We start from the raw sequence: 22,685 nt of genomic DNA on the forward strand, positions 1-22,685 counted from the left end.
ACAAATGGAGAGAGAGGAATATATATACAAAAAACTAGGAAATCTTTCAGCGCTGGACAAGGCACTGGCAGAGGAAATAGTGGAGCATATAGGAGAATGGGCGACAATAAATGAGGCGGCAAAGTATTTAAAAAATCATAAAAATACTATCTACGAAAGAGTTGAGGAAGGAGATGTTATTTCCAGAAGAATTGGAAACAAAATTTTAATTTACACTAGAAGCCTGATTTTTTTATTAGAATAATTTTGAGTACTTCACGAATCGTCATAAATCGTCACAATTCATCACTGGTTTATTTTTTCTCAAAAAGGTATCATATACCTATGGAAAAAACAAAAACACAGGAGGTAGCAAAATGGCAACAGAAGACAATCAAGTAATATTAGCAGTGGTGCAAAAGGAAATTACAAAGGTGGAAAGTTCTATCAAAAGAGAAAAAGCTATATTGAAAAATATAGACGACATCACAGCAACTATTGAACACATAGCTGAACAGATAGAAGCAGGAACACCACTTCCAGAAAACTCAGCATATGAATCATATGGGGAATGGCAGACAAGTGCAGAAAAAGAGATCAAGTCTTATCACTCTTCACTGGAAACTATTGACAAGTACAGAAGCTTACTGGCGGCATATCACTTCTATGTGAAAAACAATATACCAGAGGCTTAATCACAAATTAAAAAATAGGGTAGTCTTTCAAGATTACCCTATTTTGCAAGGGAGCAGGTCATGAAAGAAATAACAACAAAATTTCTGAAATACTTTGTCTGTAAATGGCTGGGAACTAAAACTGTAGAAAATATCTTGATAGTTGCTATGAGAGAGCTAGTGAAAAGAACAGAAAGCAAAATCGATGACAGGATATTTGAAGCAGTATTTGGAAAACTGGAAGGGGAGAAAAGTGAATGAGAACATAGAAATCTATTTTAAAATCGTAACAACAACAGTCACTTTCCTTTTGGGATATCACAGGTATATATTTTCACTCTTTGAAAAAAAAGTAGATAGAACAGTGTGTGAAAAAGAAAGACTCTTCATAGAAAAATTCAGAGGAGAGAATATAAGGACACTAACTGATGGAATCAAAAGAATCGAAGAGAGAATGACAAGGATAGAAGAACAATTAATGAAACAGAACAAATGCTAAAAAGACTAAAAAAATCTTCCCATAAAAAAAAGAATAAAAATAAAAAAGGTCCTCAGTATAAATTTACTGGGGATTTTTGTATTTAAGAGTACTTTAGAAAAGTTCTCTTTTATATACAAATGCGAACAGCAAAAGGAGGTCATTCTGACAATAAAGTCCTATAAAATGTAAAATTGGAAATTGCAGACATATTTTATATTTATTAAATTTATGTATTTTTTTTGTGGAGGGAAAGATGATAGAAAAAATTATGAAGGCTGTAAAAAGTGGGAATAAGAAGAGGGGGAAAAATATTACAGTAGGGGCAGTAGTAGGAATGCTTCTCTCTTGTACAGCAGTAATGGGAGCAGATGAGTATTTGTGGATAAGAGAAGACAGTGGAGCGATAGAATTTAATACAGCAATCACTAATGATGCTAGTGGAGCTGGTGGAAATTGGAATGAAGCAAATCCATATAGTGATGAAAATATTTGGAATGCAGATACTAAAACTTATATAAATAATATGACATTATTATCAACTGCAATCAATATAACAGCAGATGGGTATGTAAGGGATGCAAGTTGTGCCTTAAAATTGAGTGGTGATTTAGGTGGAGTTATAAATAATAGTTTAATAATGGGAACGGATATAAATAATGTTGTTAGAGAAAGTAGTGGAATTTATATTTATGATTCCAGTAATGTAGAAACTATAACAAATAATGGCTTAATTACTGTATCAGCTGAGGGTAGTAATGGAATTTTTAATTTTGGTACTGTGGGAACTTTGACTAACACTGGTTCAATAATGGGAACAGGATTAACAGCTGGGCATGGAATTTATAGCGTTACCCCAACTTCTCCAGCTTCTCTAGCTAATTTAACAAATACTGGTTTAATAGCAGGAGTAGCTTCAAAAGGAGAAGGAAGTGGTGTTGTTTATATGAATGCCAATATGGAAACCTTAACAAATTCCGGATTAATAAAAGGAATAGGAAGTGGAAGTAGCAGTGGCTTAGGAATAGCAATTGGTGGTATGAGCGGAACAAGTGGTTCAATAGTAAATACTGGTTTAATAACAGGAACAGGAACTAGCAGTAGTTCTGGAATTACTAATAGAGCTAATGGAACTCTGGGAACTATTACAAATACAGGGATTATTTATGGGGAAAAGTTTGCAGTAAATAATGCTAATGCAACAATAGGATCTTTAAATAACTATGGAATATTAGCAGCAAAAACAGCTTTAGTTATTAGCACTTCTGGAACTATAACATCTGAAAATAATTATGGATTGATGTTTAAGGGATATAGTGGAAATTATACAGCAAAAGATGATATTGATTATGGAAAATTTGGAACAACTACTGAAATAGATGGATATACAGTAATAAATACAAAAGCAAAAGGAGTGAATAAAGACAATATAACAGGAACTGGAAGTCTAAAGCTTGAAAATGGAGTATTAACATACGATGATTCTATTGGAAATCCTCAAACAGAAAATGTTTCTTTAGATAAGAAATATATTCTAAATGGAATAACAGATACATTGCTTGTATCAACAGGGGATAATAAATTTAATAATTCAGTAATCAATGGCTATGAAACAGCAGTTATTTTTGATGGAACAGATAGTCAGCTTACTTTATCAGGAACAATAGTAAATGGAGGAACTGATGGAGCAAGTGATACTGTAAAAGGAAGTGCTAATAGAGATACTTTAACATTGCAAAGTGGAAGTATAGTTAATGGAAATATAAGCATGAAAGGTGGAGATGATACCTTTGTTATTGGCAGCGAAGTAACAATTAATGGGAAAATAGGTATGGGAGATGATAATGACACTCTTACAATAGAAAAAGGAAGTATTGTTAACGGAACTCTTGATGGAGGAAGTGGAAATGATATTCTTAATTTTAATCCAGAGACAACAAGAGCTTTTGGGAATAATGAAATAAATGTTCTGCATAATATTTCAAATTTTGAAAATATGAATATAAATACAAATGTAACTCTGTTTGAAAAAACTGTTAAAGATGATGGAACTATAACAGATTTAGAAGTGACAGGAGCAGAAAATATATCAATAGGAGCAAAAGGAGTACTTACTTTAAGAATAGATGCAACTAGGATAGATAATACAGGTGGAACAGATAAGATTATAGGTCATGCCCTATATGGAAATAATGGAACAATAGCTTCAACTGGTGGGAAATTTCTTTTAGCATTAAATGGGGCAGGAAATGAAAGTATAATAAGCTTTGGAACTACTGAATTAGATAACAGTTTAGTAACAGGAAGCGGAGGAACTTTTGCTACAACATCTCTTCTTCATAAAGTAAAAAGAATAGTAGGAACAGATAATGAGGTGATAATTACATCTAGAGCTGATCTTCCTACAGACATAACTTATGAAAAACTGAATGAAATATATCACAGCATTCTTTCAGTAGATGAATTAGGGAATTTTAATGTAGATGATGATGAGAAATTATCAACATTCTTAGGATACCTAAATGACATCTATGCAGGAAATCCTTACTCATACAGTTCTGAACTATCAAGAAAATCAGCAGGAATGTTTAGAGATATAGTTACTGATAACCAATTTAAAGCTGACACAGGAAAATGGATGATCTACGGTGGATTAACTCATGTAGATGGAGGAACTAAAGATACTTACTATGGAAAAGGGTACTATACATATGACATAGGAAGTTCTGACATGGATGCTGATACTAAGATAACTGGTGCATATATGTTAGGAGAATACGGAGTATCTGATACATTGACTTCTGGAGTAGTAATTGGAGGAAATAAATTGAAATCTGATCTGTCTAACGGTTCAAAAGTAGATGGAAGCGCCCTATATATTGGAGCTTATGCTAAAAAATATATTGGAAATCTAAAAGTAACAGCAGGAACAGGATTCCAATACGGAGACTATGACGCAGATAGAATGGCAGTAAACAAAGTGGCTTCTGATGAAACAAAAGCAGTGATGAAATATTCAGACAATTACAATGATATAACTTATGATATTTATTTGAATGGAAGATATTCTAATTCAATAGGAGATAATTTATTCTTAGAGCCTTACGCAACTCTATCATATACATACATAGACCAAGAGGGAGCTAACGAAGGAAATAAAGCTTTAGCTATTGAGACAGCTTCTAAATCATTTGATTACACAGTAGGAAAAGTAGGAGTAGACTTGAAAAAAGTTATTCCTCATGAAAAAGGAAAAAGTACATTTTCAGCAGGTGTAAGTTATACTAGAATATTTGATGGAGCAGAGGAAGAATATATCACTGGAAGATTTAAAGGTGGAAGCGACTTTGATATCCTAGTAGCTCATAAAAATGAACACAGTATAGGACTTAATGCTAAATATGCTCTTGAATTAGAAAACGGAGTACTATTTGATGTAAAGGGAACTTACTCTGTAGAGAGAGATTCACATAATCAATCTGGTAAAAACAAGACTAAAGGTGAATGGATAGTAGGAGCAGGAATAGGATATAGATTCTAATTAAATAACAGTACTGAGTTAAACAATCGGAATTAAATTAATGGTGAAAAGACTGGTTAAAATACAACCAGTTTTTTGCCAAATAAAAAGAGAGTTTAAAAATTCAAGTTTTGTGGTAACTTTCAAAAATTAATGAAGTCTGGAAGTGTGCACAAAGGAGAATATTTTAAAAGTTCATTTATTGTTAGATTAATAAAATTTTAAGGGGGGGAACAATGATAGAAAAGATTATGAAGGCTGTAAAAAGTGGGAATAAAAAAAGAGGAAGAAATATTACTATAGGGGCAGTAGTAGGAATGTTATTATCATGTACAGCAGTAATGGGAGCAGATAATTATTTGTGGATAAAAGAAGATAATGGAGTGATAGAATATAATACAGCAATTACTACTGATGCTAGTGGAACTGATGGAAATTGGAATGAAGCAAATCCATATAACCAAAATGAATGGAATGGAAATACTTATATAAACAATGCAGTATTATCATCAAGTGGAGATAATGGAAAAACTAGTTGGGGAATTTGCTATGCTTTGAAATTAAGCGGAGATTTGAATGGAAAGAATTTTACAAATAATGGTTCTATAACGGCAGGAGCAGATTCAGCAAGCAGTTATTTTAATTATGGAATTTATAATGAAGGAACTATAGGAGTTTTAACAAATGATGGATTGATAGCAGCAACATTATTAGAGAATGGTAGTTCTAGTTATGGAATCTATAATGAAGGAACTATAGGAAGTCTAATAAATAATGGTTCGATAATAAGCAGACTAAGTGGGATTAATGTATATGTATGTTCTATAGGAAGTCTAATAAATAATGGTTCAATAACAAGTAAAAGTAGTTATGGGATTAATGTATCTTTGAATGCAAAGATAACAACTTTAACAAATACTGGGTTGGTAGCTGGGAAGCAAGGAATTCTTGTACTTGATACAAAGACTAGTGAGAAGAGAACACTGACAAATACTGGTTTAATAGCAGGAAAAGATGGAGTAGGTATCGATGTACGACCTAAACTATCAAATTTAACAAATACTGGGGTAATAATAGGAACAGGAAAAGATTATGAAGCTATTGGAATTATAAATTATGGTGATAATATAGAAACTCTAAAAAACATTGGTTTAATAACAGGAATAAATACAGAAAATTATGAAGGAAATGGAATTCATATTCATAACAATATAACAGCTCTAATAAACAATGGATTAATAACAGGAATAACTAGAGGAAGTGGTGAAAGTTACGGGATTGTTCATAAGTCACAACTTGTATCAGCTCTAATAAACAATGGATTAATAAGAGGATTAACTACAGGAAGCGGTGCGGGCTATGGAGTTTATACAGAGAAGGGAATAGAAACTTTAACAAATACAGGGGCTATTTATGGAATAACTAATGCTATAAAGATTTACTCTACTATAATAGACTCTTTAAATAATTATGGAATATTAGCAACAAAAGGAAATTCCATTAAAGATGGAACAATAACAACTGAAAAAAATTATGGACTATATATTGAGAGGATGACAGGAGTTGTAACAGCAGGAACAGCAGGAAGTGGAGGAAAAGAAATAATAAAAGTTGGGGATTTAGAAAGAGAGATGACAATAAAAAATGCTACTATAATAGCTGATGGAACTTCAACAACTAGTCTTTCATTTTCTGGGACTCCTACCGAATTTGATAATTCTATACTAAATGGGAAGAATGATACATTAAAGGTTTCAGGGACAGGTCATGAAATATTAGGTTCAATAATAAATGCCTATGGGACAGCTATTGTTTTTGATACAGCAGGGGGAGAACTTACATTATCAGGAACTAATGTAAATGGAAGTATTGATGAAACAAATAATTCTATAATTGGGAGTGACTCTGGAGATACTTTGATACTTCAGTCAGGAGAGGTAACATATAGTGGTGGTGGTAGTACTGGAACTGAAAATACAGTAATCAATGGAAATATAGATATGAAATCTGGAACTGACACTCTTACTATTGGCAGTGGGACAGTAATTAATGGAAATGTAGACATGGGAGCTGGAGATGATATCCTTAACTTTGTCAATGGAGCACAAACTAATGGAACTATTGCTGGAGGAATAGGAAGCGACATTCTTAATTTTGAAAAGGCACTAAGCGCAAGGACAGCTTCAAGCAATGATGATGAAATAAGAATTTTACATAGTATATCTGGCTTCGAAAAGATGAATATAAATACAAATGTAACTCTGTTTGAAAAAACTATTAAAGATGATGATGCAACTTCAACAGATTTAGAAGTAACAGGAGCAAATGAAATAAAAATAAATGCTGGTGGAGTACTTACTTTAAGATTAGATACAACTAGATTGAATGACAGTAAAATAGTAGGTCATGCACTCTATGGAAATGCTGGAGTAATAACTTCAGCTGATGGAGGGAAATTATTGCTGGCACTAAATGGGGCAGGAAATAGAAGTGTGGTAAGTTTTGGAGATACTGCTTTAGACGGAAGTTTAGTAACAGCCTATGAAACAAAGGATAAAGGAAAGATAACATTTGCTACAACATCTTTGTTCCATGAGGTCAAGAGAATAGCAGGAAAAGATAATGAGGTAATAATTCTATCACTGCCTAACCTCCCTACAGACATAGCTTATGAAAAACTGAATGAAATATATCATAGCATTCTTTCAGTGGATGAATTAAGAAATTTTAGTGTAGATGATAATGAGAAGTTAACATTATTCCTAGATTATTTAAATAATATCTATGCAGGAAATCCATACTCATATTCTAGTGAACTATCAAGAAAATCAGCAGGAATGTTTAGAGATATAGTTACTGATAACCAATTTAAAGCTGACACAGGAAAATGGATGATCTATGGTGGATTAACTCATGTAGATGGAGGAACTAAAGATACATATTACGGAAAAGGTTATTACACATATGATATAGGAAGCAGTGATATGGACGCAGACACTAAAATAACTGGTGCATATATGCTGGGAGAATATGGAGTGTCAGATACACTAACTTCAGGAGTAGTAATTGGAGGAAATAAACTTAAATCTGATCTGTCTAACGGCTCAAAAGTAGATGGAAGCGCAATGTATTTAGGAGCTTACGCTAAGAAGTACATAGGAAATCTAAAAGTAACAGCAGGAGCGGGATTCCAGTATGGAGACTATGATGCTGACAGAATGGCAGTAAATAGAGTGGCAAGTGATACAGAAATGTCAGTGATGAAATATTCCGATAATTACAATGATATGACATATGACATTTATTTAAATGGAAGATATTCTAATCCAATAGGAGATAATTTATTCTTAGAGCCTTACGCAACTCTGTCATATACATATATCAAGCAAGATGGAGCAGATGAAGGAAGCAAGACTCTTGCAATAGAAACAGACTCAAAATCATTTGACTACACAGTAGGAAAAGTAGGAGTAGACCTTAAAAAAGTGATACCTCATGAAAAAGGAAAGAGCACATTATCAGCAGGAGTCAGCTATACAAGAATATTTGATGGAGCAGATGAAGAGTATATCACAGGAAGGTTTAAAGGTGGAAGCAATTTTGATATTTTAGTGGCTCATAAAAATGAACATAGTATAGGATTAAATGCTAAATATGCCCTTGAATTAGAAAACGGAATACTATTTGATGTAAAAGGAACTTACTCTGTAGAGAGAGATTCATATAATCAATCTGGTAAAAACAAGACAAAAGGTGAATGGATAGTAGGAGCAGGATTAGGTTATAAGTTTTAATTAAATGGCAGCATTGAGCTAAATAACAGAAATTAAAACTTTTGACTGCTTAATAACTAAAAAATTATTTTAAATTAGTAGTGAAAAGCTGGCTTATATAATGCCAGCCTTTTGCTTAGTAATATAATACTTAAAGGGGGTAGATATGACAGAAGGAAAGTTTATAAGATTCTATAAGAAGAGAAATAAATGTAGAAGCCATAAAGAAGTAAAAGAAAAGATAGATTTATTTTGGGACGCATTGCTGAAAGCACTGGAAGAAGATAAAAAGGTAGTATTCAAAGACTGGGGAGTATTTGAAAAAAGAGAGACAAAATCAAGAAAAATAAAAATGCCGATGTGGAAAGGGGAAAGGTATACTGAACCAAAAGAAGTAATAAAGTTTAGAGCAGGAAAAGGGCTTATAAAAATGGCTGAAGGTGATGCTGATGAATAAAAGGGAGTTTGCAAAAACCTATAGAAAAATAAGTCCATATGAAGCTACAATAGAAACTGTATTAACAGATATAGATATTTTTCTTGAAACGCTAAGAGAGGCTCTGCAAATAGAAGGAGAAGTAAAGTTTGTGAAAAGAGGAACTTTTGAAGTGATTTCAAGACAACCAAGAGTGATATCTAATCCAGTGACAAGAGAAAGAATGACTGTATATCCAAAGAAAATAGTGAGATTCAGAGCATCTAAAAAAATAAAATAGTTAGTTGAAGGACAGAGAGAAATCTCTGTCTTTTTTTATTGTATAAAAAAACCACTTGCTAAGCGAGTGGTACAAAAAAGCCGGAAGGCTATGCTTAGAAAATAAAAGCTCCTTTGATATAATTAATTAGGTTTGCCGGCCGATTAACTAATCAAAGGAGGTCATAAAATGTATGACAATAATAGTCTATCACATACAACATGGAATTGTAAATATCATATCATATTCGCACCAAAATATAGAAGGCAGGTAATATATGGAAAAATCAAAGGAGATATAGGGCAGATATTAAGAAAACTCTGCGAATTTAAAGGAGTAGAAATAATAGAGGCTAATGCCTGTAAAGACCATATACATATGTTGGTAAGTATACCTCCGAAAATAAGCATATCAAGTTTTATGGGATATTTGAAAGGGAAAAGTTCATTGATGATATTTGATAAACATGCAAATTTAAAATATAAATATGGGAATAGACATTTTTGGTGTAGAGGATATTATGTTGATACAGTAGGAAGAAATAAAGAAAGGATCGCAAAATATATAAGAGAACAGTTGCAAGAAGATATAGCGAATGATCAATTGACATTGAAAGAGTATATAGATCCTTTCGGAGAAAAAACAAACTAAAGCACACCAGCTACTTAAGTAGCTGAATGAAGAATTACGCGGTTGGCAAACCATTCAGTAAGGCTTAAGCCTAAGCTAGTACCATACCCTTATAGGGTGGAGCAAACCACCACTTGAAGTGGTGGTTTGTGATTAAAAATTTTTTAATAAATTAATATTAAATAAAGAGCCATAAAAAATAAGAGGGAATAGATAACAAGAAAGAGGATAAAGTTTATATAAAATTTCATTGAGATAGAAGTTGTATTTGTAAAAAAAGATATTATTTTGAGAAAAAAATACTTAATACTTTTTTTTATGAAATATAAAAAAATATTAAAATTCAAAAAGTTATTAGATATCTTTAATTATAAAAAAATGTTTTATTGTAAAATGAAATATACATTTAATATTCTTTTATTTGTGTGCCAATTAATAATGTTTATATACTTATTTTTTAATTGTGTGCAAAAAATAAATGTGCTATAATCATGTTAAATAACATATAATGATAACTTTTTTATTTTATAAAAATTATATTATTGTATTTTAAAAAACGTAATTTTAAAATACTTGTTTGTCGTTTTTTAGAAAAAGGAGGGATTTTATATTATTTTTTATTAAACTGAAATGTCTTAAAAGTAATTTATTATCAAGGAGGAAAGAAACATGAAAAAAATATTGGGGATATTTCTATTATTATCTTGTATGACGACAGCACTCTATTCACAGGAAGTAAGTGAAAAAGAGGGGAGAAAAGTTCTTGAACAGATAAGGAAGGAAATTCAAGCTGAAGAAAAGGCAAAACTAAAAGCTATTGAAGATGCTGAAAAAGCAAAAGCTGAAGAGGAAAAAGCCAGAATAGCAGCTGAAAAGGCAGAGGAAAAAAAGGGGAAAAAAATACTTGAGGATATCAGAAGAGATATGAATGAATCTCTTGAAGAGAAAGTATTCAGAAGCGAGAATAACCCTGAAGCTAGAATAGCAGCAGCTGGAGCAGCTTTTGAAATAGGTAAGGAGAGAATGGCATTCTTAAAAATGGAGGAAGAAGAAATCATAAAACTTGAAGAAGTCTTGGGAATGGAACCTGATGAGAACAGAGTATTTTTAAGTCAGAAATTTGACGAAGTATATGATCAGTTTAATTCAAACAACAATGAAATTGAACTTCTTTTATTAGAAAATGAGAAGCTTAATGAATACTTGAGTAGATTAGATAAGATGGAACAGAAAGTAAGAGCAGGAAACTAAATAGGTGGGAGGAAAGATTTTATGAGAAAGAACGACATCGAAAAATCTCTAAAGAGATTTTTGAAAAGAAAGGTCAGTTATTCTCTTTCGCTTTTGATAGCCTTCATGATAACAGGAGGAATATCTTTAGGTGCAGGAATAACAGCAGAGGAAATACAGGAAACTAAAAGTGATCTCTTAACTAGGATTCAAACAGAACGTGAGGAAATAAAAAGGAAAATAGCAGAAAATGAAAGGCTGATAAAAGAATATAATTCAGACTTTGTGGAGCTTGTAAGAAAGGGAGATTTTTATTCAAAACCTTTATTCAACAGTACACAAATCTTTTTTACTTATCAGTATTTAGATAATGGAAAAATGAAAGACAGAACAGAAAAGGAATTTTCTGAGACTATTGATGCAATCAACAAGCATTATGGAACAAGAAGTGGAAGAAGTCTGCTTAGATCTTCTGGAAATATAGGAAAAGACAAAATAATGTCTGGAAATGGAGTAGCTGTTGATAATGAAGTGTTCAGAGAAGAGATAAATCTGGGAGCTAATATAATACCGGTAGAACCAGTTTTGCCAGAAGTTAATCCTGAAATTTCAGTAAATATTTCAGAGCCTACTGTTAATTTAGGAGCATTGCCTGGAACTGTAAGCATTTCTCCAATTACAATATCAACAATAACACCTCCAACAGTAGTGCCTCCATCAGCACCAACAGGAATATCACTAACAGTAACAACACCAGATGCTGTAAATAAAATAGCAGTTTCAACACCAGTGATAGTACCGCCAACAACACCAACTGATAAAGAAATAACAGTAACTGCACCAACTGCACCTGGGGGATATGACCCAAGTTATATTTCAGTGCCAGAAGCACCAAGCAGTCCTGTAATAAATTTACCTAATATGCCTTCAATAAATTTTGTTTCTATGTCTAATGGTAATGGTGCATATGTAGAAGTAGATGCAGTACCAGGAGGAGCAGGAAGCAGTGCAAGAATACAGAATGGAATAATTTCAGCAGTGTCTGTAATAGATGGAACTTTTATGGTAAAAAGAGAGATTCTTACTCCTTATGGAATAACAAGTGCTGGAGGATCATATGGAACAGCTACTACTACAGCTAATAACTCATTTAGATACAGCTATAGTAATTACAAAGCTTATACTTTTGCAGCAGTAACTGGAGGAGTAGGATCAGGGACAGCTGCTGGAAATATAGTAAATGCTGGAACTATAGCAGATAAATATGCTATTTCTTATGCTAACAATTATGCTGACAGTGCATCAGTACAGAGAATAGTTGCAGGAGAAGCTCTTACTTTTAATAATGGAAAATTCAGAGTAGCTAGAGAAAGTGATTCAGCTTCTGTATATCTTGGAGAATTTCTTCATATGGATATACATGGTTCAAAAGCACATGGAACTATAAGAACACATCTAGTTAATACTGTGGCAAAAATAGCATCAGATGGAGCTGGAGCTACAACAGCTACAGCAGCTGTATTGCCAGCATGGGATGATGTAATAGCAAACTATGCAACAAATACACCAAGGGCAATAGCATGGGTAAACAGTAATGATATAGCTTTGGAAGGTGGAAATCTAAATCTGACAAATATGTATCACCATACAAGTGCAGTAACAAGTGGAATAGTAATAAATACAGGAAAAATACAAATTAGACCATATAAAAGTGGCGGAACAATATATGATGGATATAACTCTGTTTTTGTAGTTTCTTCAGAACAACAGGCTAATAAAGCTCAATATGTTATGTATAATAAGGGAGAAATAAATACCTCTACACAAAATACAGGAGTATTTACAATCAATAATGGTTGGTATAGAAGAGCTGGAGCAGAAACTTATTGTAATTCTTCAGATAATTTTGTAGTAAATAAAGGTGTCATTGAAATGACAGGAAAACATTCAATAGGTGTATATGGACAGTTTTTATCATGGAAGGCTACAGCAGCTAACAGAGGTGTTCTGCAAATGGACTTTATGGATGGAGCAAATAGAAATCCTATACAGCTATATGGTGATGAAAGTATTGGATTGTATGTACTTTCAGAATTTAATTCATCTAATATTACAGGGAATTTCCATGTAGATATTGGTGGAATAAATACAGGGAACAAAAGTATAAGTGTAGATGGAAATGATACTAATGGTGGAGAATCAATAGCTGACTACTGGAGTGGAAATACTTCTACAGATACTGTAGATGGAAGTGTAGGAATTTTATCATATAGAGATATAAACCTTACTTCACATGGAATAGTTATCCATGATAAAACTACTGGGAATATTGGAGTAGCTCCACAAAAAAAAGCTGCTTATACATGGTCATTTACTGGAGGAGGACAGACAAGCAACTGGGCTATAACAGCTGCAAATCCAAACTTGAATCTAGGATCTGGATATATAAAAATAAATGGTGGAAAAGATAACATTGGTATCTTTGCAAGGGAAGGAAATGTTACAACAACAGGAAGTGTTGATCTGACTGATGGAACTGGAAACTTAGCCATCTATGCTAAAGATTATACTGCCAGTGTAGGAAAAATTACTACAACAGGAAATGTAGCAAATACAGTTGTACTTTTTGCTGACAATGGAACTATAAATGTAACTGATAGTGTAAAATTATTAGGATTGAAACTAACAGGAGCAACAACAGGAAATCAAAATAATATATTAGCAGCATATGCAACTGCCAGCGGAACAATAAGCATGAATAATTCTGGAACTATTGGAAGTTTAACATCACCTGATATTGAAGTAACAGGAATGGAATTGGGAGATGCTTCTGGTCAGTACAGAGGTCTTGCATTAATGGCCAATGGTGGAGTTATCAATGGAAAAAATAATTATATTAAAGTAATAAATGGAGCAGCAGGAGTAGCTTCAATAAATTCTGGAAATATAGACATTACAGGATCAACTGTTTATGTAAATAATGGTTATGCAGTATATTCAGATGGGACAGGAACTGTTGATTTATCAAATGGAAAACTTGTATTAGATGGAAATTCTGTTGCTTTTGACTTGGATTTTAGTTTAACAAATCCATTGACATTGACAAATGCAGAAATACATGTAGTTTCTAATGATGTTACTGCTGTAAATTTAAAAAATGTATCAACAGCATTATCAGTTAATAGTTTGAAAAGCAGTATAATTTCTGCTCTAGGTGGAACTATCAACATAACTGATGATGGAATACATGATAAATACAAGATAGCAGCAGTTGATGGTGGAACTTTAAATATTGACACAAATATAAATAAAGCTGATACTGACCCAGACTCAAAAGGATACTTTTATTATAAAAGATTTTTAGGACAAAGACTTAAATTAAATGTAACTGGAGGAGTAGAAGTAAATGCAGCAATTAACAGTGCTGATGCAACTGCATATTTCAAAGGGCAGGTAGTAGGACTTGAGATGAATTCCAGCTCATCAGCTTCTGGTGTCAGCGACACACAGATTAATTTAGCATCTAATTCTAAAGTGATAGCAGACAGAACGGATAGCGGTGCTGGAGCTATTGGACTGTACATGAACTTTGGAGAAATAAAACTTGCTTCAAATTCTAAAGTAGAAGTAGAAAAAGGAAGTAATGTTGTAAATAATGAGGCAGTAGGAGTATATGCTGTTAATGGAAGTAAAGTTGATAATGCTGGAACTATTGAAGTAGGAGGAAATAAATCTATTGGTATTTTAGGAATGGCATATAGAGAAGCTCCAATAGGAACTGTAATAGTAAATGAATTTGGAGCCGGCCTTACTGATCAGGGAAAAGTTAATATTATAAATGATAAAAATATAACACTTGATGGAGTAGGAACAATAGGTATCTATGCTCATAATAATAATTCTTCTGGAACAAAAGCTGGTGCTGTTGTAACAAATACAATTAATGGAGTAATAACAGTTGGATCTTCAGACACTTCTAATGCCGCAGTAGGTATTTATGGAAAAAAAGCTACAATTTCTAATCTTGGAAAAGTATCAGTAGGAGATGGAGGAGTAGCTATATATGCAACTGAAGGAAGTGAGATAACAAATCTTGGAACATTAGATCTTGGAGCTGATGGAGTAGGAGTTATGGTTGATGGTACTTCAGATATAAGTGCAGCATCTGTTACTCTTACATCAAATAATACTGGAACTCTTGGAAAAACTGGTATTTTCTATAAGGGAAGTCTGGGAACAGAAAGCAAAACTATAGGGGTAGCTGTAAATGCTTCAGCTCTTGATAAGGGAACGGCTATATATGTTGAAAATATGAATGCAACTTCTTCTGGAACTTTAAATGTAGGTAAAGAAGGAGTGGGTATTTTTGTAAAAGGAAATTTAACTCAGACAGGTACAAATACTGGAACTATAGATCTTACAGCTGGGAAAAATGATGCAGTAGGTATGTATACAACAACTGCAAATATTCTTAATAATACAGGGGGAAGTATAAATGTAAATGATACTTCTCAAATAGGAATGTATGCAGAAGGGGCAAATCGTAAAGCAACAAACAAAGGAACGATTAATCTGAATGTAGATAGTTCTACTGGTATATATGTAAAATCAGGTGCTGTTACAGACCTTGATGCAGGAAATACTATAGTATTTAATGGAAAATCAAGTGTAGGAGTTTTTGCTGAGAATGCAGCAGTAAATTTTAAAGATAATTTGACTTTTCTAAATAGTAATGAAAATAAAAATATCTATGTTTATGGGAAAGGGACTACTGTTGGAATAGATCCTGGAAAAATAGTAACTGTAAATGGAGTAGGAACTCCAACAACAGCAGGAAATAAAACTGTAGGAATCTATCTTGAAAATGCTGGTACTGGAAGTACATTTACAAGTAATACAACAGGGCAGCTTGTTGTTCAAGGTGAAGCAGTAGGTATCTATTCAAAAGGAAATAATACTTTAAATGTAAATGTGACAGCTGTAGGAGAGAAAACTACAGGAGTATATATAGAGGGAGCTTCAACCATAACAGGAACTGTAACTGCCAGAGGAGCATCAGGAGTAGGTGCAGTAGGAGTATATGGAAGTGGTGGAGCTGTGACAATAGGCGCAGGAGGACTAACTCTTAATACAGATACAGATAAAGGAACAGGAATGTATCTTGCTGATGGGGCTTATGCATCTGGAGGAAAAATCACTGTAAATAATACAGCTACAGTTGATAACATAGGAGTATACTACAGCAAGGGAACAGCTTCAGGAACTGTGGCAAATGGAGCTGAAGTTGAACTTACAGGAAATAAAAGTATAGGAATATATGCAGCAGATGGAATAAATCTTGTTAATAGTAAAAATATAACATCAACAGGAGGAAGTAATAATATAGCTTCGTATGTAGGAGGAAACTCAACACTGACTTCAAATGGAAATATAATTATGACAGGAATGGACAACATAGGTATATATACAGGAAAGGGAAGTGGAATAAATAATGGAGCTATTGATTTAACAGGAGCTACAGGAACATCATCAGCAGGGATGGTGGCTAAAACTGATGCATCATCAGATACAGCTTCTGTAGAAAACAAAAATACAATTACAGTAGGAAGCAATCTTGGAATGTATGTAGCAGGAAATGGAACGAGTTCAGGAAAAAATACAGGAACAATAACTGCAACAACAGGAACAGGAGTATATGTAGATGGAGCAGCTCACAGCTTTAACGGAACTGGAGGAACTATTGCATCGAATGCAGTAGGAATCTATCTGAAAAATACAGGGGCAAATAAAATCACTGCTGGAACTTTAAATATAGGTTCAGGAGGAGTAGGAGTATTTGGAGAAAATGCTAAGATAGACTTTGCAGTAAATGTAACAGGCGCTGGAGCAGTAGGAGTTGCAGCTGAAAATAATTCAGTAATATCGGGAAATATAACAACAGGACAGGGTTCGGTTGGAGCATATCTTCTTGATGATACAGTAACATTTAATGGAGCCAATATAACAACAGGAACAAATAATTCAGGAACATCAGTAGGAGTACTATTTGACAGTGCAATAACAGGTACATACACTATGAATAATGTAAGTGTAAATGCCAAAAATGGAGTAGGAATATATTTAGGTGGAACTGGAATGACTCTTAACCATAACGGAACTGTAACTACTGAAGGTGGAATTGGAATATATGTAAAAAATGGAACTACATTGACAACAGGAACATCAATATTAAATATAAGCAATGGTGGAACTGGAATATATGTAGAGCAGGGAACAGCAAACTTAGGTTTAAGTGGAAACTTAACATTTAATTTTGGAACTGGTGGCGGAATAGGAATATTTAATAATGGTGGAACTTTAAATATTGGAAGTAATATTACACTTAATGGATCTGGATCACTTGCAGCAACAACTGATGGAAGCTTTGTTTCATCAGGAAATATCACAGTAGGTGAAGGTGGAACTGGTCTTCTTGGACAATACAGCAGTTCTTCTATAACAGCACAGAGTATAACAAATAGTGGAATAATTACAGCAAGCAGCGGTGGAATAGGTTTAGCAGCAGTTAAAACAGGAGCTGGAGTGCCACTAGCTCCTATAACAGTAAATAACTTGAACACTATTAATATTTCTGGAAAATCATCTGGAACATCAGAACCATCAATAGGAATATATACAGATGTAGCCAATGTAGAAAATACAGGAAACATCAATGTAGGAACAGATGGAATAGGGATATATTCTATTCATAATGGAGTTCTTACATCAGTAAAGAATGATAATATGAAAATGACAGGTACAGATGGAATAGGAGTATACCTTAAAGGTGCAACAACTGGACTTCTGTCAAACAATATAACTTCTACTGGGGGAGCAGGAAATACAGGAGTAATTCTTGAAGATATAGGAACTATTGCAATCAATGCAGGAACAATCACACTTGGTGAAGCAGGTGTAGGAATAGTTGCAACAGGAACAACAACTTCAACTATTACAGGATCAATTTCAGTAGGAGATTCAAATTCTATTAAAAGTGCTATAGGTATAGTAGCTGATAATGGAGCAAATATAACTCTTGCTGGAACAACAACAATAACAGCAGGAAAAAATGGAATAGGAGTATATGCTGAAGGAGCTGGAACAATAATAACAGTTCCTAATGCAGCAAATATAACTGTTGGAGCTAATGGAGTATATATGTATTCCAATGGTGCTAATTTAAATTTTGCAGGAAATATCACAGCAAATAATCAAATAGGATTAGTGGCTGATGGTGGGACAGTAACTAGTACTGGAGCAACAATAAATGTTCAGAATGGCGGATTAGGAGTATTTGTTAAAAATGCAGCTCCTGTATTTACAGGAACAACAATAAATGTTCAGGCAGGAAATTCATCTCAATACTCAATAGGAGCTTATTATGATGGAGTATCTTCTATCGGAACTGCCCCAGTGATTACACAAACAGGAAGCTATACAATAGGAATGGTACTGAATAATTCAACAGGAACAACAGCTGGAGGAATTTCTATTGGTGGAGCAGGTTCAACTAATCAAATAGGAGCAATGGCAAAAGAAAACTCTAGTCTGACAATAGCTGGAAATGTTTTAGTCTCTGGAGATGAAAATATTGGTGTATATGGAGAAGACAGTCTGATTAGAACAACTGGAAATATAACTGTGCTTGATTCTTCAATATGTGTAAATAAATCAACATCATCAATAGGGGTTTCAATAAATGGAGGATCATACATAGGAGCTGGAAATCTTTCAGTAGGAAACTATAGTATAGGAGTCTTTGGAAAAGATATGACAGCTGGAAGTGTAATTACTCAGGGAACTGGAACAGAGACAATGGCTGTTGGAAATAATGGGCTTGGAATCTATGGAGAAGGAACTGGTGGAACGATAACTGCTGATATGTCAAACATTACAGTAGGAACTGACAATGCAATAGGAGTATATGCAAAGGGAATGAACTCAATAGTAACAGGAAATATGGGTATTGGTGCAAATACAAGTATAGGTATTGCAAGTGAAGGTAATGGAGATGTGACATATACAGGAGCTATGACAATAGCGAATAAAGCTGCTACAGCATCAGTAGGAATTTATAAAACAGATGGAGCAGGAACGATTTCAATATCAGCAGGAAGCTGGTCTATAGGAGAAAATGGATATGGAATCTATTTGAAGCAAACAACAGGACAATCAGCAACAGTTAATAATAATGCTGATATGAATTTACATATGGCAGCAGTAGGTATATTTTCATCTGGAGCAAATATAGTAAATAATTCTGGAAATATAACAGTTGGAGCTACAAATGTAAATGGAGATCATGCTAATTTGGAAAAACATGAAAACTCTATAGGAATATATCTGACTGGTGGAAGTATAGGAAAAAATACTTCATCAGGAGTTATAACTATAAATCATGATCATTCTGTTGGAGTATATGTTGCAGGTTCAACAACATCATTTACAAATGAAGGAATTATCAATGTAGATAATGGTGGAATAGGAATACTTGTTCAAGATAAAGGAACTGCTGAAAATAAAGGAACTATTAATTTAGGAGGCACTTTAGCAGGATGTGGAAGCCCAACTGTAGGAATGGCAGCATATGGTGGTGCAAAAATAATCAACTCTCTTACTGGAGTAATAAATGTAAATGAAGGAACAGGGATGTATGTAAATACAGGAGCTGAACTTGTAAACAGAGGAACAATCAATGTACTCAATGGTATAGGAATAGAGGGAAATGGAAAAGTTACAAACAGTGGACTTATAACAGTTACTGGAACTGGAACAGATAGAAGTACTTCTGGAGTAGGAGCAGCAAATGTTGGAGCAATAGAAATAGATTCAGCAGGAAATATAAAGATAAATGATAAATATGTATCTGTTGGAGGTACTTTAAGTACTGATGGAATTCTGATAATAGATGGTGCTTATGTAGATGTTACAACTGGAATACCATTATTCAGTGCTTCAAGTGTAAGTGGTGAAGTTAATATTATGTCAAACTTTGCTACAACAGGAAATGGAATAACATATTTAATTAAAAACTTTGTAAATACAGCTGCTGGAACAGTTACTGGAAATAAGCTAATTCCTGTAACATCACCTTTATTTGTAGCTAAGGTAACAAGTAATGGAGATCTTGCTATTGCTAAAAGACCATATGCAGATATAGTTATTGGAGAACAGTTTGATGCACTGCATAAAGGTTTGGATAACATCCTTGAAAATAGTGGTGGAAATGGAAGAGATGCTGAAATTCTAAAGAAATTAAATGCTTACTTAAATGATTTCTCTGGAGAGGACTTTGAAAGAGAAGCTTCAAGAACTCTTGCTGAAACAAGAGGAGATATCTATGCAACTATTCAGGGAAGAATGCAGGATATCAACAGAGCATTTGACAACTCTTTCTATGAACTTGAATCTTCATACAATCTGACAAAGGACAGCAGTAAATACAGTGTTATCTATACTGATGGAAACTACAAAGATTCTACATTGGGAATAGATGAATATGATTACAAGGTAATGGGACTTCTGTATATGAAGGAAAAAGAAGGAACAGAGTATGGAAGCAAATATGGATATACATTAGGATTTGCAGGATCAAAGTTTGACTTTGATGATGGGGGATCAAAAGAGGATGTATACTCGTTGAGAGTAGGAGCACATAGAGTTAAAAATCTAAGTGAGGAACACAAAGTATCATGGCTGTCAAGAATAGAGCTTGGATATAACAGACATATTGCTAAAAGAAAAATAGAATTGGATACAACTTATGAAAATAAGGGAGAATACAATACTTACTCTGTAGCACTAGACAATAGGATTACAAAGGTTATCTATACAGATCTGTCTAGACAGTTGGATGTATATGCTGATTTAGATTTAGAATATGGAAAAATAGATGACTTCAAAGAAAGTGCTGGAAGCAAAGGCGGACTTGAAGTGCAGATTAAAGATAATGATTATCTAAGCGCACAGGCAGGAGCTGGAGTGAAGGCATCTCAAAGAATCTATGCAGGAAATGATATCTCAGTAAAAGTAACAGCAGATGTAAAATATGCATATGAATTTGGAGACAACTATGATGGAAACAAAGCAAAACTTAAAAATGGAGAAGAAGGATATTACAGTCTAATCACTCCAGAAGAAAGAGAAGGAAAGCTAACTGGTAAAATTGGACTTACAGTAGAAAAAGCGAACCACATGGGAGTAACATTCGAAGTGGAAGCAGCAGATGAAGGACACAAGAAAGATTCATCTATTAAATATGGTGTAAGATTCAATTACAAATTCTAATTAAAACATTAGACTGCTCTTATTTGGGAGCAGTCTAATCCTATTCTAAAGGAGGTTAAAGTAAAGTTATGGAAAGAAGAAGAAAAAGAGGCCGTCCTTTAGGCAGTGGAGTGAAAAATTACCGTACTCTTGGGTGTCGTTTTACTGAAGAAGAATATTTATTGGTTCTGGAAAGTTTAAAAAAATTAAAAAAAGAATATGGCTCAAATAATAAAATAATTTTCAATCTTTTCAAAAGATATGAAAAAACTTTAAGAGAAAAAGATAATAAAATGTAGTTAAAAAAGTGTAATTGAATTAAATTTCTTTACACTTTTTTTATTTCTATAAATTATTCACTTTAATAAAGAATATTCTAATTCAGCAATCTGTCCTTAAAAACTCATAACAAATTTTTGCAAATATTTCATTCAAATTTATTTTTTCTTAATATTTTCATTTGAAAAAACAATTATTGTATAAAAATAATTTGAATTTTTAATTCTGTTAGATATCTTTAATTATAAAAAAAACGAGATTTTAAATTGTATGTACATATATTAACTTTTTATTAAACTAATAACGAATGAAAGTTATATAATTGTTTTTTAATTGTATGTATAAAAATAATATGATATAATTAGGCAACAATGTACAAATGTAAACTAATTTTATTTTCAAAAATAAGTATAAATAAATTCTAAAAATCTAAATTTTAGAATATTTGTTTGTCGTTTTTTTACGAAAAAGGGGCATCCTTATTTTTTTAATTAAATTAAAACATCTTGAAAGTGATTCAATTTTAAGGAGGAAGATATATGAAAAAAGGAATTATTGTGTTTCTATTTTTATCTTGTTTAACAACGGCACTTTATTCACAAGAAATAAGTGAGAAAGAAGGAAAAAAAGTCCTTGAAGAGATAAGAAGAGAAATACAAGCTGAAGAAAAGGTAAAACTGAAAGCCATTGAAGATGCAGAAAAAGCAAAAGCTGAAGAGGAAAAAGCCAGAATAGCAGCTGAAAAGGCAGAGGAAAAAAAGGGAAAAAAAATACTTGAAGATATCAGAAGAGATATGAATGAATCTCTTGAAGAGAAAGTATTTAGAAGTGACAATAACCCTGAAGCTAGAATAGCAGCAGCTGGAGCAGCTTTTGAAATTGGAAAGGAAAGAATGGCATTTCTGAAAATGGAAGAAGAAGAGATTGTGAAACTTGAAGAAGTTTTGGGGATGGAACCTAATGAAAACAGAGTATTTTTAAGTCAGAAATTTGATGAAGTATATGATCAGTTTAATTCAAATAATAATGAAATTGAATTACTTTTATTAGAAAATGAGAAACTTAATGAATACTTGAGTAGATTAGATAGAATGGAACAGAAAGTAAGAGCAGGAAATTAAA

General features: G+C 33.0%; 13 protein-coding genes. All 13 read left to right on the top strand.

What is annotated here, in order from left to right:
- Positions 1-4 precede the first annotated feature (4 nt).
- The 13 genes from C4N20_RS12830 (at position 5) to C4N20_RS12890 (ending at position 22,684) form a co-directional block, all read left to right on the top strand.
- Entirely contained in the window at positions 5-244 is a 240-nt protein-coding gene (locus tag C4N20_RS12830) for a helix-turn-helix domain-containing protein (protein ID WP_005976987.1), read from the top strand.
- Between the two features lie 112 nt (positions 245-356).
- Complete coding sequence (locus C4N20_RS12835; RefSeq protein WP_005976990.1) at positions 357-674, top strand: hypothetical protein; 318 nt, start codon at positions 357-359, stop codon at positions 672-674.
- Positions 675-734: 60 nt separating this feature from the next.
- On the top strand, positions 735-914 hold the full coding sequence (locus tag C4N20_RS12840) for a hypothetical protein (protein ID WP_005976992.1): 180 nt from the start codon (positions 735-737) through the stop codon (positions 912-914).
- The gene (locus tag C4N20_RS12845; RefSeq protein WP_005976994.1) at positions 907-1,152 is read left to right on the top strand and encodes a hypothetical protein; all 246 of its coding nucleotides are present in this window, start codon (positions 907-909) and stop codon (positions 1,150-1,152) included. Before C4N20_RS12840 ends, C4N20_RS12845 begins: the two co-directional genes overlap by 8 nt.
- A gap of 235 nt (positions 1,153-1,387) precedes the next feature.
- On the top strand, positions 1,388-4,672 hold the full coding sequence (locus C4N20_RS12850) for an autotransporter family protein (RefSeq protein WP_005976996.1): 3,285 nt from the start codon (positions 1,388-1,390) through the stop codon (positions 4,670-4,672).
- Positions 4,673-4,887: 215 nt separating this feature from the next.
- Positions 4,888-8,445: an autotransporter outer membrane beta-barrel domain-containing protein gene (locus C4N20_RS12855; RefSeq protein WP_005976998.1), complete on the top strand. Its 3,558-nt coding sequence runs from the start codon at positions 4,888-4,890 to the stop codon at positions 8,443-8,445.
- A 145-nt stretch (positions 8,446-8,590) separates the two neighbouring features.
- A complete protein-coding gene (locus tag C4N20_RS12860; RefSeq protein ID WP_005977000.1) occupies positions 8,591-8,881 on the top strand; it encodes an HU family DNA-binding protein in 291 nt (96 codons plus the stop codon).
- The gene (locus C4N20_RS12865; protein ID WP_005977003.1) at positions 8,874-9,140 is read left to right on the top strand and encodes an HU family DNA-binding protein; all 267 of its coding nucleotides are present in this window, start codon (positions 8,874-8,876) and stop codon (positions 9,138-9,140) included. The genes C4N20_RS12860 and C4N20_RS12865 overlap by 8 nt, the downstream gene beginning before the upstream one ends.
- A gap of 168 nt (positions 9,141-9,308) precedes the next feature.
- Positions 9,309-9,770, top strand: coding sequence for an IS200/IS605 family transposase (gene tnpA, locus C4N20_RS12870; protein WP_005981031.1), 462 nt, complete (start codon positions 9,309-9,311; stop codon positions 9,768-9,770).
- 648 nt (positions 9,771-10,418) lie between these two features.
- The gene (locus C4N20_RS12875; protein WP_005977009.1) at positions 10,419-11,000 is read left to right on the top strand and encodes a hypothetical protein; all 582 of its coding nucleotides are present in this window, start codon (positions 10,419-10,421) and stop codon (positions 10,998-11,000) included.
- Positions 11,001-11,021: 21 nt separating this feature from the next.
- Positions 11,022-21,305, top strand: coding sequence for an autotransporter-associated N-terminal domain-containing protein (locus C4N20_RS12880; RefSeq protein WP_005977011.1), 10,284 nt, complete (start codon positions 11,022-11,024; stop codon positions 21,303-21,305).
- A 68-nt stretch (positions 21,306-21,373) separates the two neighbouring features.
- Positions 21,374-21,583 carry a hypothetical protein gene (locus tag C4N20_RS12885; RefSeq protein WP_005977013.1) on the top strand — a complete coding sequence of 70 codons (210 nt, stop codon included), beginning with the start codon at positions 21,374-21,376 and terminating at the stop codon, positions 21,581-21,583.
- A 519-nt stretch (positions 21,584-22,102) separates the two neighbouring features.
- The gene (locus tag C4N20_RS12890) at positions 22,103-22,684 is read left to right on the top strand and encodes a hypothetical protein (RefSeq protein WP_005977015.1); all 582 of its coding nucleotides are present in this window, start codon (positions 22,103-22,105) and stop codon (positions 22,682-22,684) included.
- The last annotated feature ends 1 nt before the right edge of the window (position 22,685 follow it).

The sequence above is a fragment of the Fusobacterium ulcerans genome (assembly GCF_003019675.1).
GTDB lineage: Bacteria > Fusobacteriota > Fusobacteriia > Fusobacteriales > Fusobacteriaceae > Fusobacterium_A > Fusobacterium_A ulcerans.

Bases quoted from the DNA above. Each gene is read 5' to 3' on its own strand.
- C4N20_RS12835 (WP_005976990.1), top strand. From the start codon at position 357: ATGGCAACAGAAGACAATCAAGTAATATTAGCAGTGGTGCAAAAGGAA.
- C4N20_RS12890 (WP_005977015.1), top strand. From the start codon at position 22,103: ATGAAAAAAGGAATTATTGTGTTTCTATTTTTATCTTGTTTAACAACG.
- C4N20_RS12855 (WP_005976998.1), top strand. From the start codon at position 4,888: ATGATAGAAAAGATTATGAAGGCTGTAAAAAGTGGGAATAAAAAAAGA.
- C4N20_RS12865 (WP_005977003.1), top strand. From the start codon at position 8,874: ATGAATAAAAGGGAGTTTGCAAAAACCTATAGAAAAATAAGTCCATAT.
- C4N20_RS12875 (WP_005977009.1), top strand. From the start codon at position 10,419: ATGAAAAAAATATTGGGGATATTTCTATTATTATCTTGTATGACGACA.
- C4N20_RS12850 (WP_005976996.1), top strand. From the start codon at position 1,388: ATGATAGAAAAAATTATGAAGGCTGTAAAAAGTGGGAATAAGAAGAGG.
- C4N20_RS12840 (WP_005976992.1), top strand. From the start codon at position 735: ATGAAAGAAATAACAACAAAATTTCTGAAATACTTTGTCTGTAAATGG.
- C4N20_RS12885 (WP_005977013.1), top strand. From the start codon at position 21,374: ATGGAAAGAAGAAGAAAAAGAGGCCGTCCTTTAGGCAGTGGAGTGAAA.
- C4N20_RS12880 (WP_005977011.1), top strand. From the start codon at position 11,022: ATGAGAAAGAACGACATCGAAAAATCTCTAAAGAGATTTTTGAAAAGA.
- C4N20_RS12830 (WP_005976987.1), top strand. From the start codon at position 5: ATGGAGAGAGAGGAATATATATACAAAAAACTAGGAAATCTTTCAGCG.
- tnpA (WP_005981031.1), top strand. From the start codon at position 9,309: ATGTATGACAATAATAGTCTATCACATACAACATGGAATTGTAAATAT.
- C4N20_RS12860 (WP_005977000.1), top strand. From the start codon at position 8,591: ATGACAGAAGGAAAGTTTATAAGATTCTATAAGAAGAGAAATAAATGT.